Source organism: Mesorhizobium sp. Pch-S (assembly GCF_004136315.1).
In the GTDB taxonomy this organism is placed as follows: Bacteria; Pseudomonadota; Alphaproteobacteria; order Rhizobiales; family Rhizobiaceae; genus Mesorhizobium.
On record NZ_CP029562.1, the window covers coordinates 5923342 to 5940735 of the forward strand.

The 17394-nt window shown below is 62.7% G+C and carries 15 protein-coding genes and 1 pseudogene; 2 read left to right on the forward strand and 14 right to left on the reverse strand.

The window, feature by feature from the left end; translation table 11 throughout:
* Positions 1 to 31 precede the first annotated feature (31 nt).
* The 9 genes and pseudogenes from C1M53_RS27995 to C1M53_RS28035 all read right to left on the reverse strand — a co-directional run bounded on the left by C1M53_RS27995 (position 32) and on the right by C1M53_RS28035 (position 10344).
* Positions 32 to 724, reverse strand: a complete 693-nt coding sequence (locus tag C1M53_RS27995; protein WP_129415348.1) for an ABC transporter ATP-binding protein — start codon at positions 722 to 724, stop codon at positions 32 to 34.
* Positions 721 to 2433, reverse strand: a complete 1713-nt coding sequence (locus tag C1M53_RS28000; protein WP_129415349.1) for an ATP-binding cassette domain-containing protein — start codon at positions 2431 to 2433, stop codon at positions 721 to 723. The genes C1M53_RS27995 and C1M53_RS28000 overlap by 4 nt, the downstream gene beginning before the upstream one ends.
* Positions 2420 to 3289: a branched-chain amino acid ABC transporter permease gene (locus tag C1M53_RS28005; protein ID WP_129415350.1), complete on the reverse strand. Its 870-nt coding sequence runs from the start codon at positions 3287 to 3289 to the stop codon at positions 2420 to 2422. The genes C1M53_RS28000 and C1M53_RS28005 overlap by 14 nt, the downstream gene beginning before the upstream one ends.
* Before the next feature lie 59 nt (positions 3290 to 3348).
* The gene (locus C1M53_RS28010) at positions 3349 to 4533 is read right to left on the reverse strand and encodes an ABC transporter substrate-binding protein (protein WP_129415351.1); all 1185 of its coding nucleotides are present in this window, start codon (positions 4531 to 4533) and stop codon (positions 3349 to 3351) included.
* Between the two features lie 48 nt (positions 4534 to 4581).
* Entirely contained in the window at positions 4582 to 5679 is a 1098-nt protein-coding gene (locus C1M53_RS28015; RefSeq protein ID WP_129415352.1) for a GTP-binding protein, read from the reverse strand.
* Positions 5666 to 7329: pseudogene (locus C1M53_RS28020) on the reverse strand (amidohydrolase). The gene C1M53_RS28015 and the pseudogene C1M53_RS28020 overlap by 14 nt, the downstream one beginning before the upstream one ends.
* 49 nt (positions 7330 to 7378) lie before the next feature.
* On the reverse strand, positions 7379 to 8152 hold the full coding sequence (locus C1M53_RS28025; protein ID WP_207213047.1) for an SDR family oxidoreductase: 774 nt from the start codon (positions 8150 to 8152) through the stop codon (positions 7379 to 7381).
* A complete protein-coding gene (locus C1M53_RS28030) occupies positions 8149 to 8946 on the reverse strand; it encodes an SDR family oxidoreductase (RefSeq protein WP_129415353.1) in 798 nt (265 codons plus the stop codon). Before C1M53_RS28030 ends, C1M53_RS28025 begins: the two co-directional genes overlap by 4 nt.
* 3 nt (positions 8947 to 8949) lie before the next feature.
* Positions 8950 to 10344: a transaminase gene (locus tag C1M53_RS28035; RefSeq protein WP_245488328.1), complete on the reverse strand. Its 1395-nt coding sequence runs from the start codon at positions 10342 to 10344 to the stop codon at positions 8950 to 8952.
* 157 nt (positions 10345 to 10501) lie between these two features.
* Between C1M53_RS28035 and C1M53_RS28040 the strand changes: the two genes are divergently transcribed.
* Positions 10502 to 11275 (forward strand): IclR family transcriptional regulator, encoded by a 774-nt coding sequence (locus C1M53_RS28040; protein ID WP_129415355.1) that lies wholly within the window; start codon positions 10502 to 10504, stop codon positions 11273 to 11275.
* A 254-nt stretch (positions 11276 to 11529) separates the two neighbouring features.
* Positions 11530 to 12477 carry a helix-turn-helix domain-containing protein gene (locus C1M53_RS28045; RefSeq protein ID WP_165358260.1) on the forward strand — a complete coding sequence of 316 codons (948 nt, stop codon included), beginning with the start codon at positions 11530 to 11532 and terminating at the stop codon, positions 12475 to 12477.
* Positions 12478 to 12674: 197 nt separating this feature from the next.
* On the opposite strand, the gene C1M53_RS28050 is transcribed toward C1M53_RS28045, so the two are convergent.
* The 5 genes from C1M53_RS28050 to C1M53_RS28070 all read right to left on the reverse strand — a co-directional run bounded on the left by C1M53_RS28050 (position 12675) and on the right by C1M53_RS28070 (position 17335).
* Positions 12675 to 13649: a branched-chain amino acid ABC transporter permease gene (locus C1M53_RS28050; protein ID WP_165358261.1), complete on the reverse strand. Its 975-nt coding sequence runs from the start codon at positions 13647 to 13649 to the stop codon at positions 12675 to 12677.
* A gap of 5 nt (positions 13650 to 13654) precedes the next feature.
* Complete coding sequence (locus C1M53_RS28055; protein ID WP_129415358.1) at positions 13655 to 14545, reverse strand: branched-chain amino acid ABC transporter permease; 891 nt, start codon at positions 14543 to 14545, stop codon at positions 13655 to 13657.
* Entirely contained in the window at positions 14545 to 15270 is a 726-nt protein-coding gene (locus tag C1M53_RS28060) for an ABC transporter ATP-binding protein (protein ID WP_348630014.1), read from the reverse strand. Before C1M53_RS28060 ends, C1M53_RS28055 begins: the two co-directional genes overlap by 1 nt.
* On the reverse strand, positions 15251 to 15988 hold the full coding sequence (locus C1M53_RS28065) for an ABC transporter ATP-binding protein (protein ID WP_129415359.1): 738 nt from the start codon (positions 15986 to 15988) through the stop codon (positions 15251 to 15253). The genes C1M53_RS28060 and C1M53_RS28065 overlap by 20 nt, the downstream gene beginning before the upstream one ends.
* Before the next feature lie 144 nt (positions 15989 to 16132).
* Positions 16133 to 17335 carry an amino acid ABC transporter substrate-binding protein gene (locus C1M53_RS28070; RefSeq protein WP_165358262.1) on the reverse strand — a complete coding sequence of 401 codons (1203 nt, stop codon included), beginning with the start codon at positions 17333 to 17335 and terminating at the stop codon, positions 16133 to 16135.
* Between the last annotated feature and the right edge of the window lie 59 nt (positions 17336 to 17394).

The window sequence follows — 17394 nt, forward strand, 5'->3', positions numbered from 1 at the left end:
CGGTCAACCGGGCCGGATTTCCTCCGTAGTGCTATCCCCCCAAATACAGCTTGTGCAGTTCATCCGGCGAGCGCAGCAGTGTCTTGCAGTTGCCGTCATAGACGACGCGGCCGCGGCGCAGGACATAGGCGCGATTTCCGATGCCGAGCGCAAGAGCGGCGAACTGCTCGACGAGGAGCACGGCAAGACCGGCGTCAGCCAGCTTGCGCACTGCCGCCATCAGCCGCGAGACGATGACCGGGGCCAGGCCCGCCGACATTTCGTCGATCATCAGCACTTTCGGCTGGGTCAGAAGCGCTCGCGCAATGACCAGCATCTGCTGTTCACCACCCGAGAGCAGGCCGGCACGAACGGTGCGACGCTGCAGCAGCTCCGGAAACAGGCCGTAGGCTTCGGAAAGATCACTGCCGTCGCGCAACGCCACCTTCATATTCTCTTCGGTGGTCAGCTGACTGAAGATGGTACGGCCCTGTTCGACGTGAGCCAGGCCTTGGCGCGAGCGCTGGCCCGGCCGTGCTTTCTGGATTTCATGACCGTCGATGGCAATGGTTCCGCTCGCCACCGGAATGATGCCCGAGAGACCTTCGAGCAGTGTCGTCTTGCCGGCACCGTTGGCTCCCAGAACAACACTGATCGAACCGCTTTCGACACGCGCATCGATCCCGGTGACCACAGGCAGTTCGGAGCGGCTGATCGACAGCGAGGAAATGACAAGTTCACTCATGCCGCGACGCTTTCCTCGATGCCGAGATAGGCTCGTTTGACGGGACCCTGATCCAGAACCACGGCGGGCGGACCGGATGCGATGACGCGGCCGAAGTCGAGCACCGTGACCTGGCTGCAGGCAGCGCGCACCAGATCCATGTCGTGCTCGACCAACAATACGGAAGACCCGAAACGTGCGGGAATTTCCGCGATGCGCTTGCCGAGCCTAAGTGTCTCTTCATGGGACTGGCCGGCTGCCGGCTCGTCGAGCAGGATGATGGCTGGTCTTGCCGCAACCACGCCGGCAACATCGAGCAAGCGGCGTGTGCCGGCATCGACTGCCACCACCGGCGTTTCCGGGTTCGGGCAGTCCAGCCAGTCCAGCATGGCGCGAACCTCGGCCTCGCTAAGATTGCCGGCGGCAAGGCGCAGATAGCCGCCCACCGTCAATTCGGGCGCGATACGATTGGTCTGCCATGTCCGGCGCACCCCTGCCCGGGCCCTGAGATGCGCGGCCTGCCCCTCCAGCGGCGTTGCACCCAGCTTGATCGAACCTTCATAGGCGGCCAGGAAACCCGACACCGCGTCGATAAAGGTTGATTTTCCGGCACCGTTTGGCCCGATCAGGCCGGCAACCGAACCGGCTGGAATGGTCAGGTCGACGCCATCGAGTGCCAACACGGTGCCATAGCGTACGGTGAGCTTGTCGACTGTGAGTGCTGCGCCCTTGGCATGTTCGACGCGCACGGGGAGATCTCCCTCGGATGATCTGCCGCCGCTCGGCCTGCGCTTTGGCGCCAGCTTGCGCAGCAAACGACGGTAGGTCTCGCTCATCGTCTCGCCGGTCGACAGCGCCTGCGTGGCGCCGAGCGCGAACAGCACGTTGCCGATGTCCTGCGGCAGGTCGAACCGGCGCAGGATTTCCGGAAACATGACGACGAGGAGACCACCGATGATGGCGCCTTCCGCGAAATGCGCGCCGGTCATCACCGCGACCGCATAGAGGCTGAGCGACTGCATCATCGAGAAATTCTCGGCGACCAGCGTACCGAGATAACCGGCTAGCAGTCCGCCGGAGATACCGGCGATAAAGGCGCTGATGGCAAAGGAAGACAGCTTGGCTTTGGCAACACTGACGCCATGGGCTGCAGCAGCGCGTTCGGAGTGGCGTACCGCCAGCCAGGAGGCGCCCAGCCGCGAGCGTGCCAGGAACTCCAATGCCACCGCAATGACCACATAGAAGATCAACGCGAAAGCGAAGTAGCCCTCGTCGCTGTCGAACAGTGCCGGCCTCGGCACCTGGATGAAGGCGGTCTGGCCGGGAAAAGTCATGGTCGCCAGGATGACGTCGAATGCCGCAGCGAAGGACAGCGTGATGATGGCGAGGTTGATGCCGCGGAGCCGCAGTGCCGGAAGACCGATGGCTACGCCCAACGGTACGGCAGCGAGACCGCCGAGCAGGATCCAGAGCGCCAGGCCACCCGGCGCTTCTGCCAGGTTGAGATAGCCCACCGTCCAGGCGCCGACGCCGGCAAAGGACATCTGGCAGAGCGCAATCATCCCGGTGCGACCGGCGACCAGCCCCAGGCTCTGCAACGCCACGCCGGTGATCAGCACCGACGTCGCCAGGAAAACCCAATAGGACGACAGAAGCCCAGTGATGGCGCCGCCCAGCACGATGGCGGCGATGATAATGACGAGCGAGGCTCGAATGCTAGCGCGCTTCATCCCAGCGGGCCTCCCTTTGCGACCACAGAAGCACGGCCAGGATGACCAGGAAGGGAATGGCGCTGCGATATTGAGCGATCGAGTCGATCGAGCTCGCCAGCCCCTCCAGCACACCGAGCAGAATGCCGCCGGCGAGCGTCAGCCAGAAGCTGCGGAACAGTCCGACGAGTGCCGCCGCCAGAGCCGGTACCACCAACAAGCTGAGCGTCATGAAATTGGGCGAACGCTGCGGCGCGATGATCATCAGCGCGAAGGTGGTGAAGGCGCCGGTGGCACCCCAGACCAGCAGCGACAGCAGTCTCACCTTCACGCCGATCAGTTCGGCGGCAAGCGGCCGGTCCGACAGCGCGCGCAGATGTAAACCGATGCGGGTGCGGTTGAGAAACAGATCGGACAGCACTGTGAAAAGTACGGCAAGGCCGATGGTGAGGGCCGACGCGATGGTCACCTCGACGCCGGCGAGGCGGAAGGCCGAGCCAGGAAACAGGTCCGGCATGACGCGCGGATGCTGGCCACCGGTCAGCCTGAGACCGATTGCGATCAGGCCGACCAGCAGGGCCGCGGTTACCGCGGCCTTGGTCGAGGGGTTCGCTTCGGCAAACCAGCGGGTCATGACGAAGCCGATCAGCACGCCGACGGCCGCACCGACCAGAATGCCCGCAATCACGGACGGAAACGTCGGATAACCGGACTCGGTCAAGGCAATCAGTGCGAAGGTGCCGGCCGAACCGATCGCCGCGCCGGTAAAATTGACGACGGCGACAAGCCGGTAGGTGAAGACGGCGCAGACGCCGAGCAGCGCATAAGTGCCGCCTGCCGTCAGCCCCGCAATGGCGGGTGTGAGAAACGAATTCATCGATGATCCCGAGTGAAAAAGAGGACGGCAGAACATGTCTGCCGTCCTTCAGTCAGCGGCTACTTTGCGTCAGGAAGCACGACCCATTCAGGTGTTTCCACCTTCCAAGCCCCGCTTTCGAGCTTCATGACCTTGGTAGCGCGCATCGGCGAATGGGTCTTTGCTTCACCGAATACGTAAGGCGAGCCGGCGAGCGGATCCGAGATCGGCTTCATTTCCAGAAGCGCCTTGGTCACGCTTTCGCGCGTCACTTCGCCGTCGATGCCCTCGATCACCTTGAGGAACATCTTGGCAGCCAGATAACCACCCTGCGAGAAAGCGGTGAGCGGCCGGCCGGCCTTGTTCATGTCGGCGATCCACTGCGCGTTGGCGGCAGATCCGGTCTCGGTGAAAGGCTCCCACTCTGTGCCGACATAGATCGGCTGCTTGGTGTCGGCGAGTGCCTTCGCCACCTGCACGGTATAGCCCGGGGCGAGGAACAACCAGTTGATGCCGCTGATCTTCTGGGCGTCGACGGTCTTGATGAGCTGCACCACCTGCGGCTCGACCTGGTTGGTCAGCACCGTGTCGCAGCCAGCGTCGCGCGCCTTGATGACATATGGCGTGAGATCGCCCTGGAAGGGCAGCGTGAGGTCGAGCAGATGCACCTTCTGGCCGCTGATCTTCTCCCAATCTTCGATGCCCTTCTTGTAGGCCTCCTGGGTGCCGCCGATGATGATGAAGAAAGCGCAGAATTTCTGGCTCTTCAGCACGTTGGTGGCGTAATAACCCATGGCGGTCGACAGGGTGAACGGACCGACATTGACAGGTGCCACGCTGGGTGAGGAGAAACATGCAGCGTCGACGCCAAGCCCTTGAACCGAAGAGATTTTCTTACGGTTGTAGTTGACGGCGTTGACGGCGCAGTCGAGCAGGCTGCCCGAACCGACAAGAGCGACGGCTTCCTTGTTATCGATCAGGTCGCGGGCCGCCTGGGCGGCCACCGCGGGATCAGCCTTGTCGTCGGCGATGGTGTATTCGATCTTGCAGCCGTTGATGCCGCCAGCCGCGTTGACGGCGTCAAACGCCGCCTGTGTCGCCTTCGGCACCTCGCTGAAATCGGCAGGGCCGGTGATGGTCGAAACCGCACCGACCTTGATGGTGCCGTTGGCGCAGGTCGGACCAGCGGCCGCGGCGCCTCCCGTCAGGGCGCCGATGCCGATCGCGGCAAAGACGCCAGAAAGCAGAGTTGATTTCCAATGCATTTTCTCTCTCCCCTTGTTTCAGGCGTGTCTACACGCCTTGATTGATTGCTACGCCGCATGCCTTTCGGACGCCTGGGCCGGGCGAACTCCGGCGAATTTCGCAAGCGTCCGTTCGATGGTCTCTCGGGCGATGTCGCGCACGATGAAGACGAGCCGGGTGCGGCGATCCGGCGACGGCCACGTATCCAGCCTGGTCGGTGGGTGAAACACGTGCTGCACGCCATGCAGCACCAGCGGCCGATCGATGTCGTCAGCCACACAGACCAGCCCCTTGAGGCGCAGAAGGTCCTCTCCCTTCAAGGCCGCTATGTAGTCCAGCCACGTTGCAAACGTCGTCCATTCCACCGGCCTGTCGATAACGAAGCTGTAGGACTGGATGCCGTGATGTAGCCCATGACCTTCGTGATGATGATCGTGGTCGTGGTGCTCACAGTGCGGACCGCATTCGTGTTCATGGTCGTGAACCGACTGTATCGCCTTGTCGAACCAGGCTGCGATCCTGTCCGCGCGCGCATCACCCAGCGTTTCCGCGTCGAGCAAGGTTTCCAGCGCTGCGTCCGCCACGAGGCAGCGTTCAGCGGCTGGTGCGAGTGCGGCCAGCCTGTGCTGCAACGCTTCCACCTTCCAGCCATCGACAAGATCGGCCTTGGTGATGATCAGACGATCCGCCACCGCCACCTGCTTGGCGGCTTCGGCGTGACGCTCCAGCGTCGCCGGACCATTGACGGCATCGACCGTGGTAACGACGCCGGCAATGCGGTAGCGGCTGGCGAGATCCTGCTCCGCAATCAACGTATGCAGGATCGGTGCCGGGTCGGCCAAACCGGTCGTCTCGATCACGACGCGGCTGAGTTCCGGCAACTCGCCGCCGACAGCGCGCCGATGCAGTGTCTTCAGCGTCTCGACCAGATCACCGCGTACCGTGCAGCAGACACAGCCATTGTCGAGCAACTGGAACTGCTCTTCGCTGGCTTCGATCAGCAGGTGATCGAGCCCGATTTCGCCGAATTCGTTGACGATGACGGCAGCCCCCGCCATCGACGGCTGCTTGAGCAGCCGGTTGAGCAGCGTCGTCTTGCCGGAACCAAGGAAGCCGGTGAGGATAGTGACCGGGACAGCTATGCCGGCAGGGTCAGGTTCGCTCATACACCACCCTTCCCTCGAACCAGGTCGTCATGACCTTGATGTCGGCGATCTCGTCGGCAGGGATTTCAAGCACGTTGCGGTCGAGTTCGATGAAGTCGGCCGACTTGCCGACCTCGAGCGAGCCAATCGTCTCGCCGAGCCCGATGGCGCGTGCGGAATTGATGGTGAAGATCTCCAGCGCTGTGGCGACGTCGATCGCCTCTTCCGGCCACAGCGCCTCGCCGGCGAACTCACCGTTGGGATTCTGGCGCGTCACCAGGCCTTCGATACCGTTCCACGGATCGGGATTGGGCATCACCGGCCAGTCGGAACCGCCTGCCAGCAGCGCGCCGGCGGCAAGCAGTTGCTTGTTCGGCCAGAGCGCAAGGCGCGCTCCACGCCCATCGCCTGCTTGTGACCTTCCAGGAAGCTGGTCGGATACCAGAGGAACGGCGAAAGGTCGGCAGCGACGCCGAGTTCGGCAAAACGCGGGATGTCGCTGGGTGCGATATAGCTGGCATGCGCGATATGGTGGATCAGCCTGGTCGGGCCGTTGAAAGAGCGCACGACATCGATGGCATCGAGCGCCTGTGAGACGGCGGCGTCGCCGGCGCAGTGAATCTTCACCGCAAGCCCGAGCTTCTCGCATTTGCCGACCCAGCGGATGAGATCCGGCACCGTGACGATGGTCGAGCCGCGAAAGCAGCAGCCGAGGATCGGATCGGCGACATAGGGTTCATGAAAGGCGGCCGTCTTGGCACCCGGAACGCCGTCCAGGAAGACCTTGACGAAATCCGGCTTGGCGTGAGCGCTGCGATACTGCTCCTTCAGCGCGATCAGCTCATCGCCTGCGATGCCGAACATGAAGGAAGGCTCAACCGCCGGCATGGCGGAGACGGACCAGGCCGTCAGCTCGCCGCGGTCGTCCAGCCCTTTGAGCGCCGCCAGGATCGGCTGCATGGCGGCCGCGTCCAGGAACGCCGTCACGCCGTAGGAGTTCAGCGTGGAGATGGATTGCGCCATCGCAGCCCTGTCCATTTCCTCGGTGTAGTAGCCGGAATTGGCGATCACGCTTTCAACCAGACCCGAAGCAGATTCGATCATCAGGCCGGTCGGCGCACCCGTCGCAGGGTCGCGGCCGATGGAACCCTGATCGGGATCAGGCGTGTCCCTGGTAATGCCAGCCAGTCGCATCGCTTCCGAATTGACCCAGCGGTTGTGATAGCTGTCGTCACGCAGCATCACCGGACGGCCCTGCGCGGCGGCGTCCAGTTTGGCGAGCGCTTCCAGACTGTTCAATTTGGCGTGCAGGTCGCTACCCCACTGGCCGCCGATGATCCAGCTGCCCGGCTTCGTCGAAGCTGCCTTTTCGCGCACCTTCTCGACAATGGTCTCGAAGCTCGAGGTCGAGGCGTAACGCAGCTCGAACAGTTCCGCCTGGCCGCCCATCATCAGATGGGCGTGGACGTCGACGACGCCCGGCATCAGCATCGCGCCCTTCAGGTCGACGGAGCGCGTGCTGCTTCCGGTAAACGGTGCGACGCTTGCCGCATCACCGACCGCCACGATGCGCCCACCCTTCACCGCCAGATGCGATGCCCAGGGCTGCTTGCGGTTCATCGTGTAGATGCGGCCGTTGCCGAGAACCAGATCGGCACTTTTGTCAGGCATTCCATTTCCTCCACCCAATTCACCCGGCCGCCATACGACCGTACACTTCTCACACCGCCCGGTTATGGGTCGGTGCGCGCCCTCCTCCGTCGGCGACCAGCACCGCGCCCGTCACGAAGGATGCCTCGTCGGAAGCCAGAAACAGGCAGCACGACGCGATCTCGGCAGGGTCGGCGATCCGTCGCAGGGCAATACGACTTGTCAGTGCCGCGAATTCCTGTTCCGGCGTCGAGCCGTTGGCGGTTGCGGCAACCTCCATCTCCTCCTCGCTCATCGGCGTGCGTACCCAGCCCGGCGCCAGCGCATTGGCGCGAATGCCGTCCGGTCCGTGCGCATACGCAAGCGAACGGGTGTAGGAGACCAATGCCGCCTTGCTCGCCGAATAGGCGGCATTCTGGGCGCTGGCGTTGAAGGCGCCGACCGAGGCGATGTTGACGACGGAACCGCCCTTCTTCTTCAACAGCGGCAGCGCTGCGCGGCAGACCATCATCGTGCCGGTGACGTTGACGCCAAAGGTCTTTTCCCAGACCTCGTTGGACACGGTTTCCGGCTCGTCCGGGATCAGCAATCCGGCGGCGTTGACGAGGATGTCGACCTGACCGCTGCAGGCATCGATGGCGCGTGCCACATCAGCGTTGTCCGTGATGTCGCCATGTACGGCCTTGCCCCGGCTGGCCTTGGCGGCATCGTCGAGAGCCTCGCCTCCGAGGCCAAACAGTATGATTTCAGCGCCCTCTCTGCCGAAGAGTTCGGCCGTCGCCCGTCCCATGCCGGTGGCAGCCCCGGTGATCAGCGCCTTGCGCCCCTGCAGACGTCCGCTCACGACAGCCCCCAGTGCTTTTCGACCGCGTAGCCGGTTTCTGGCAGCGTCGACCCACCATCGACGACGATGGTCTGGCCCGTGGTGTATCTGGCCTCGGCAGACGCCAGATAGAGCATGGCGTAGGCGATATCGTCGGCCTCGCCGTAGCGTCCGACGGGGATGAACTGGCTGAGCCTGTCTGCCACTTCCGGCCGACTCATAGACCCGCGATCCTTGGTGATGAAGCCGGGCTCGACGCCATTCACGGTGATGCCGTCGCGCGCATATTCGAAGGCGGCACCCCGGATGAAGGCATTCACACCGGCCTTGGCCGCCGAATAATGCGCCCCGCCGGCCATGGCGACCCGTGCCGACACCGACGACGTCACCAGGATCCGGCCGAAGCCTTGCCTGCGCATGATGGGTGCTGCCGCCTGTGTCAGCCAGAAACAGGCCTTGAGGTTCAACGACAGCGCCTGTTCGAGCTTGTCTTCGTCGAGTTCATCGATCGAAGCCCAGGGACAGCCTCCCGCATTGTGTACGACGATGTCGAGCCGGCCCGCACCTGAGGCGGCATTGCCGACGACCTCGTGCAACTCCGAGCGCCCGAGACCGGGCAGCGGCATGGCGCGAGCCGACAGGTTTCGGGTGGCAAGTCCGGCCACCAGCGCTTCCGCAACATCGAGGGTACGGTTGGCGATGACCACCGAGGCTCCAGCCTCGGCGAAACGCGTGGCGATCGCGGCCCCGATGCCGCGTCCGCCGCCTGTTACCAGGGCAACCCGTCCGGTCAGATCGAAGCCCGGCGTGCCCATCGCTCAGGACACTCCCGCATCAGCGAGAAGATCGACGAAACGCCCGAACACTTCCGTATGGCGGTCGACCTGTTCGGCCGTCGTTTCCGGGCACATCAGGAACATGGTGTGGAACGGCGTCACCAATATGCCTTCGTTCATGTAATAGGCATGCAGCAATGTCTCGAGATCGCCGCGCCGGCTGGCAATGACCTCGGCACCGTCGCGTGGCGGCTTCGGCATGAACATGATCTCGGCGCGCGCGCCGATCTGGGTGACGTGCCAGGGCAAGTCGCGGGCCTTGATGATATCGCGCGCCCCTGCGGCAAGCCGGGTTGCATTGGCGGTCATCAGCTCGAAATTCGCAGGTGTAAGGACCTCTTCCAACACCGCGCGCATGGTGGCTACGGTCAGCGCGTTGCCGGCCAGCGTGCCACCGATACCGAGATGAGCGGACTGCCGCACACGCGGATTGACCTTGGGCACGATCGCCCAAAGCCGTTCGGCGATCTCCTGCGACACGCCGAAAATGCCGGCAGGGATACCGCCGGCGATAGCCTTGCCGGCAACAAGAACATCCGGCTCCAGACCGTGCTGGCTTGTATAACCGCCCGGGCCGTTCGAGATGGTATGCGTCTCGTCGATGATCAGTACGGTACCGGTGCGCCGCGTAATGTCGCGCAGTGCCTTGTGAAAACCATCGGCGACCGGGATCATGCCGAAATTGGTCATCAGCGGTTCGGTGAGGACACAGGCGACGTCGCCGGCCGATAGCGCCTGCTCCAACGCCTCGACATCATTGAACTCGACCACCCGCGACACCGTGGAATGGTCTACGCCGTTGGGATGGATCATGTTGCGCAGGCCGACGCGACCGTCGCGGATTTCGACATGCGCTTCCTCGACGCCACCATGATAACAGCCGGAGAAGACAAGCACCTTTGGCCGACCCGTGATCATCCGGGCGATGCGGATGGCACCACGATTGGCGTCGGTGGCCGACGTGGTCAGTGTCCAGTAAGGCAGGCCGAAGCGGCGGGTCAGCTCGGCGCCGACCCAGAGGCTGTCTTCAGTCGGCAGCATCATGGTGGTGCCGTTCTGCAATTGGCGAAGTGCCGCGCGCGTCACCGCTTCCGGAGCATGACCGCACATACCGCCGGTATCGCCGAGCGCGAAGTCGACATAGTCCTGACCGTCGATATCGCGGATGTGCGCGCCCTTGGCCTGCGCCGCATAGACCGGAAAACCGCCTGCCCACCGCCGCATCCAGTGCGATGGACCGCCATAGAGAAAGTGCCGTTGTCCTTCTTCCCAGGCTTCGGCCGAACGAGGATGGGTAAGCCGGAAGCGCTCCTGCTCCTGGTCGAGCAATTCCGCGATGGTCGCGGTGTTGCGGTCAGATCGTGCGGCAAGCGTCAAGCTGTGAAATCTCCCTGTACATGCCCCCACAGGCATGGCTACAATTTGCATCGGTTCATTATTTGAACCATCGTTTTATTTGTTGTATGCAAACTGCAGGCTCGATAGCCCGCTGTCAAGTTAATTCACACGCTAAGTATCGTTTTAGAAGCTGATCATGAGTACCGTGCGCAAGGCTGTGTCGCTGTTGGAACTGTTCACGCTGGAGGAGCCGGAAATCGGCCTTTCCGATCTGGCCAGAAAGGCCGACCTTGACAAGGCGACAGCGCGACGCCTGCTGGTGGCGCTGGCCGAACATCGGCTGGTCGAACAGGAACCGGCAAGCCGCCGCTATCGCCTCGGCGCCGGCCTGACCCGGCTCGCCCGCATCCGCGACGCGCAACTGCCGCTGACGCGCGTCGCCGTGCCGATCCTGCGGGAGCTGTCACAGCGAACCGGCGAGACTGTCCATCTTTCGGAATACAGTGCCGGTGCCCTGCTCACCATCCATGTCGAGCTCTCGGCGAAGGCCAACCGCGTCAACGTCAATGTCGGCCAGATCCTGCCATTGCACGGTACCGCGTCGGGCATTGCGCTGCTCGCCTTCGCACGCAGCGACGTGCGTCGCCACTGCCTGGAAACGCCGCTTGTCGCTTTCACCCCTCACACCATGACGGATGCGGAGAAGGTAAGGCAGGCCGTGCAACTGGCCGCCGGGCGCGGTTATTCGCGCAGCGCGCAAGGTTATGAAGAAGGTGTGCACTCGGTGGCCGCGCCGATCCTTGGTTCCGATGGCTATCCGATTGGTACGGTGGCAATCGCATCGCCAGTTTCGCGTGCGGATGATTCCGTGGCTGCGGCCCAGGGTGCGATGGTGATGGAAGCGACACGGCTGATCACGTTGCGGCTGATTGGCGAAGACGTCGAACCTGCGGGCCGGATGCTGGGCTGACCGCTCAAGCAAGCGTCGTCGCCAGCATCCGAACCATTCCTCCGGCTGTGTTTTCCCACGCTCGCGGACCGATGAGAACAAGGTGAGAAGCAAGCGCTGATTTCGCTTGACCGACTTGCTTGCGACGGCTTGCATGAACGTTGCGAAAAGAATGATTAGCGTGTTAAGTTCCGTTTCAAAATATGTCACGCCACTTGCCTGGCGTCGTCATGCAAACCCGCACCAAGACGGGAAGCGCCACCGAGGAGGAACCCATGCAGCATGCCGCCCGACATGTCAGCATCGCCGACGGCGAAGCTTTCCTGTCCACGTCCCGTATCCTGTTCGGTCCGATCACCCAGCGTTTCGCGCGCGGCTCGGTCGAATCGATCCCCAAGCTGCTTTCGGTCAATCTCGGCCCATGCCGGCTGTCCGAAATTCGTGCAAAGGCGCATGTCGTGGTCAACGACCGTGCCCATTGGCGCAGTTTCGATCCCGATGCCATCAAGATCCTGGTGCAGGTCGCAGGGCGCAGCCACTTCGAACAGCAATCCGTGGCCGTCGATCTCAACCCGCGCTCGGCGATCATCTACGACCCGGTGCGCAGCTATTCCCTGCAAAACCTGACCGGTGTCGACCAGCTCATCCTGCAGGTGCCGCGTTCCACCTTCAGCGACGACACGCTGGCGCGGCTGGCGGCTCCCCTGCCCCTGCCCGGCGATGATGACAGTCTGACGCACATCGTGTCCGGGCTGATGCGCATGGCGATCGACGATGGCCGCAGGCTGGACGAAGCCAATTGCCGGCGCGTTGGTGAAAGCCTGATCCAGCTCGTGAACGGGCTGATCTGCTCCAAGCCTCAGCCTGTCGACCAGCGTCGTTCGCCATTGGAAGCGTTGCGCGAGCGCATCGTCGCCTATATCGACGCCAACCTGTCGCGCAGCGACCTCTCCGCCGACGAGATCGCCCGCCACATGGGCTGCTCACGCCGTTATCTGCATCGTGCTTTCGAAAGCGAGGACATCACGCTGGAGCGTTTTGTGTGGGACCGCAGGCTGGAGCGCAGCCGCGAGGCACTGATGGCGGGAAACGGCGCCTCGATCTCCGAGATCGCCTTTGCCTGCGGCTTCAACTCAAGTGCCCACTTCTCGCGCGCATTCAAGGCAAAATACGAAGTCTCGCCGCGCGAATTGCGCGACACCGTGCTCGACCGGCTGCACTGACGTGCTTTGCCTTCCCGGTTAGGGAAGGCAATTGCATCCATAGCTCCACCGACGCACTGTCACAGCAGAACCAGCGCGGGACCGGGTGAACGCCTCGCATTCCATATGCCGTCAAACGATCAGAGCGGCTCTCGTTCGGTGAGCCGCTCTGATCTGGTTTTGCCATTGTTGCGGCCGGAAAACAGCGACGCCCTGCTCTAGTTGCGCGCCATCGACATCGGCAGAATCTTCCGCACCAGTCCCTTCGGCAGGAACAGCATTGCCAGGATGATGGTGAGTCCCGAGATGATGGGGTGATAATCCGGCACGAAAATGCGGGCGATGTCGAAGACGGCATACATGATGAAGGCACCGATGATCGGCCCGAGTACGGTGCCTGTCCCGCCCACCACGGTCATCATCAGCGGCAGCAGCATCCAGTCTAGGTTGAAGACGGAATCCGGCCCGACATGGAAAATGTAGTAACTGTAGAGGCTTCCCGCGATGCCGGCGATGAAGGCGCTGCCTGCGAAGGCAGCAACCTTGACCTTCAGCGTGTTGATGCCATTGGCCGATGCCGCCATTTCGTCGTCGCGGACAGCGATGAGTGCGAGGCCGTAACGTGACCGCATCAGCCAACCAACCGCAAGCGCCGTTCCAACGGTAAGCCCGAGCCCAACATAGTAGTGCGGCATCAGCGTCTCGAAGGTGCTGGAGGGCGTCACAAGACCGAACGCACCACCGGTGAAGTCGCCGCCGTTGACGAAGATCACCTTGAGGATTTCGCCAAAACCCAGAGTGCCAAGAGCAAAATAGTCGCCCCGCAGCTTGGAAAGCAGCGGCAGGCCAATCAGCGCAGCCGCCAGCGCGGCGACCAGCCCGCTCAGCACCATGGTCACGGGATCGAAATAGTAGATGCGAGGGAATGTTTCGTAGAGCGAACCCCACAGATAGTTACCGCTCCACAGGATGGCCGTTGTGTAGGCGCCGAGCCCGAAAAAGGCGTGCGAACCAAGGCTGATCTGCCCGCCGAAGCCGGCAACGAGATTCCAGCCCTGAGCCATCACCGCGTAGACGAAGACGAAGAACAGGAACGAAAACAGGTAGCTGTCCAGCGCTCCAGGCCAGAACGGCACAAGAGCAAGAATGACTGTGAGGAGCGCTGCCGCCCATTTCCACGAAACATTAGCCATGGCGGTCATGCCTTCTTGTAGGGCCGGCTGAACAACCCTTCCGGCTTGAACATCAAGACAGCCAGGAAGACGCCGTAGGCGATGGCGTTGGTCCAGCCACCGGAGATGAAGAACTGCGTGTAAGCCTCGATGAGGCCAAGGATAATGCCGCCGGCCAGTGCGCCTGCGACATTGCCGATGCCGCCGAGCGCCAGCGCCACCAGCGCCTTGAGGCTGAAGATGAAGCCGGCGAATGGATTGAAGGGAAAGGTGGTCGCCACTGCAACGCCTGCAGCGCCTGCCAGTGCGATGCCAATCGCGAAGGCGATCGCATTTACTTTATGCGGGCTGATGCCCATCAGCGTCGCCGCTGTCATGTCCTCCGATGCCGCACGCACCGCCTTGCCGACCAGTGTCTTGCGCAGGAACAGCACCACCAGCGCGGTACCTGCAAGCGCGATCAGGAAGCCCATGGAGCGGGTGAAGGAGGCACGCACGCCGAGCAGTTCGATGCCGCTCGCGGTGTAGCTGGTGACCACGGCAGCGGTGTTGCCGCCCCATATGACGGTCATCAGGTTCTGAACCAGGAACATGACGCCAACGGCAATCAACAGCGAGATGTTACGGTCTTCCTCGGCCGCTGCCTTGCGAAAGAGTCCCTGATAGATCAGCCAGCCGGCCGCCATACCGACCGGCACCATGATGAGCAGCGACAGGAACGGGTCGATGCCGAGGTGCTGGAACAGGGCACGCACCAGATAGGCGGCCAGGATGATCATGGCACCCTGTGCCAGGAAGATCAGCCGCATGGTGCCGAATATCAGGCTCAGGCCGACGGCGGCGACGCCATACATGGCTCCGCCGAGCGCGCCGTTGATCGAAAGCTGCAGCAGTATCTCCGGCGATGGCAAGGTCATTACAGCTCCAATACGCCCATATAGGCTTTCTGCACTTCGGGGTCGGCGATGAGCTCGGCGCCGGTGCCCTGCATGGCAAGTTCACCGGTCTTCAACACGAATGCGTAGTCGGCGATCTTCAGCGCCTGGTGAATGTTCTGCTCGACCAGGAGGATGGTGACGCCCTGCTTGTGCAGGGCCTCGATCAGCTGAAACATCTGCTGCACCACCAGCGGCGACAGGCCGATGGAAGGTTCGTCGAGGATCAGCAGCGACGGCTCCGACATCGTGGCGCGCGCAATCGCCAGCATCTGCTGTTCGCCGCCCGACAGCGAACCGGCCTTCTGGCCGGCCCTCTCCTTCAGACGTGGAAACAGGTCATAGGCCTTTTCCAGCGCGCGTTTCATGTTCACCCGCGCCTTGGACTGGAAGGCACCCAGTTCCAGGTTCTCCAGCACGGTCATCTGGCGAAACAGCCCGCGCCCCTCGGGCACATGGGCGAGGCCCAAGCGGGCGATGTCTTCCGGAAGACGGCCAAGCAGGGATGTGCCGGAGAGCTTGATCTCGCCACGCTTGGCAGGGACAAGTCCGGAAATGGCTTTCAGCAGCGTGGTCTTGCCGGCACCGTTGGCGCCGACAATGGCGACCACGGAACCCGCGTCGACATGGATCGACACGCCCCAGAGCGCACGCACGTCGCCATAGGCAACTTCGAGATCTGTTACTTCAAGCAGCCGGTTCGCCAAGATAGGCCTCGATGACTTTGCGGTTGGCGACGATTTCGGCGGGTGTGCCGTCGGCGATCTTGACGCCGTGGTCGAGCACGACGACGCGGCTGCACACCTTCATGATGGCATCCACCTTGTGCTCCACCCACAGGATGGAAATGCCCTTTTCGGAGCGTGTCCGACGGATGACCTCGACCATCTGCCTGATCTCCGTCGGATTGAGTCCGGCCATCGGTTCATCGAGCAGCAGCAGTGACGGTTCCGATGCCACTGCGCGTGCTATTTCGAGCAGCCGGCGGTCGGACAAGGTCATATGCGCCGTCGTCACATCGCGCTTTGCGCCGAGGTCGACCAGATCAAGCGCGGCTTCGGCTGCCTCCCTTGCATGCCGCACCCGTCCGCCGGAACCGTAGACGGCGCCGACCATGACGTTCTCAAAGGCTGTCATGGTGAGGAAGGTGCGCACCAGTTGGAACGTGCGGGCGATGCCATGACGGCAGATCAGATGCGGCGCCGCGCCGGTGATATCCTTGCCCTTGAAGCGGACTTTGCCGCGCGTCGGTGCGTAGATCGCCGTCATGACGTTGAAAAGCGTCGACTTTCCGGCGCCGTTGGGGCCGATCAGGCCAACCAGCTCGCCCCGGCCGACGACCATATCGATGCCATCCAGCACCACCAGACCGCCGAAACGTTTGGTCACCGCCTCCAGGCTGAGCACGGTTTCGTCAGACTGCATGCTTGTTCGGTTCCTTTGCCCACTGGCTTCAGGGAAAGACTGCGTGGATTTATGTGGCCATAGCTACGGCGCGTCGGTAACTGCGTGCACGACGGGACGGCGTCGGCACAAAGCCAGACGTCGTCCCGACGGCACCCCCAACGTTTAGCGCTTGTCCCAGGCGGGAGCGGGCTTGTAGGTCCAGGTTCCGTTCGGGAACAGCAGCTGATGCTTGCCTTCCCACCACTGCGTTGCAACCGACGGGATCAGGGCGAAGCCGGTCTCGTCGAACTTCAGCGGGCCAACCACGGTGTCCTTGAACTCCTGGTTGAAGATGGCGTCATGCACTGCCGCGGCATCGGTCGATCCGGCGCGCTCGATGGCCTGGAACAGCACCTGGGCATTGGCGTAGAAGGCACCGACCGTAACCGAGTCCTTCTTGTATTCGGCCTCGTAGCGCTCACCCAATTCCTTGGCGCCGTTGTAGGGATAGCTGGCCGACCAGAAACCGTCGGTCAGGACGTAGTCGGAATCCTTGCCCAGCGCGTCATGGAATTCGCCGGTCCAGGTACCCTTCCAGCCATGGAAATACGGAACGCTGAAGCCGAGTTCCTTCATCTGGCGGATCAGCGTGACGGTGTCTGCCGGAGAGCCGAACACCAGCATGGCGTCCGCATCGGCAGCCTTCAGCTTGGTGATCATCGCCGAATAGTCGGTAGAGCCGGTTGCCCACGGATCATTGAAGGCGAAGGTGTAGCCATATTTCTTGGCTGCGGCCTCGAAAGCGCCGCCGAAGCCCTTGCCGTCTGGCGAATCTTCCGTGACGAGAGCCGGACGCTTCGGACGCTCATTCTCCGGCAGCTTCTGCCAGATTTCGAACGGCACTTCGGCACCAGGGCCGGGATGGAAGAAGAACAGCGCCGAATATTTCATCTTGAGCGGCTGCCACTCGAACGGGAAAGCCGCCGTGATCATGTAGAATTTCTTGTACTTCTCGGCGACGATCGCACCGGCGACATTGAGCGGGCCGGAATGGGTCGAAAGCAGGATATCGACCTTCTGCACCTTGACCAGGTTCTCGATTGCCGAAGCGACCTTGGCTTCCGTGCTTTCATCGTCCGCGATGACCAACCTGACAGGAAGCTTCTTGCCGGCTTCCTTGACCATGATGCCGCCAGCCTTGTTGATATCGGCGACTGCCTGCTTGTAGGCCCATTCCTGCTCCTTCCCGTCGCCGGCGAACGGACCGGTCAGCGAAACCGGCGCGCCGATGACGATCTCGTCACCAGCGGCGTTTGCGATGACGGTTGCACCGGTGGTCAGCACAGTGGACAGCGCGAGCGCCGCCAGCATTCCTCTCAGGCTCATTTCCATGTTCTCCTCCCAATTCCACTCCCGCCGGAAACCGGCCGGGCATGCCCCAGATC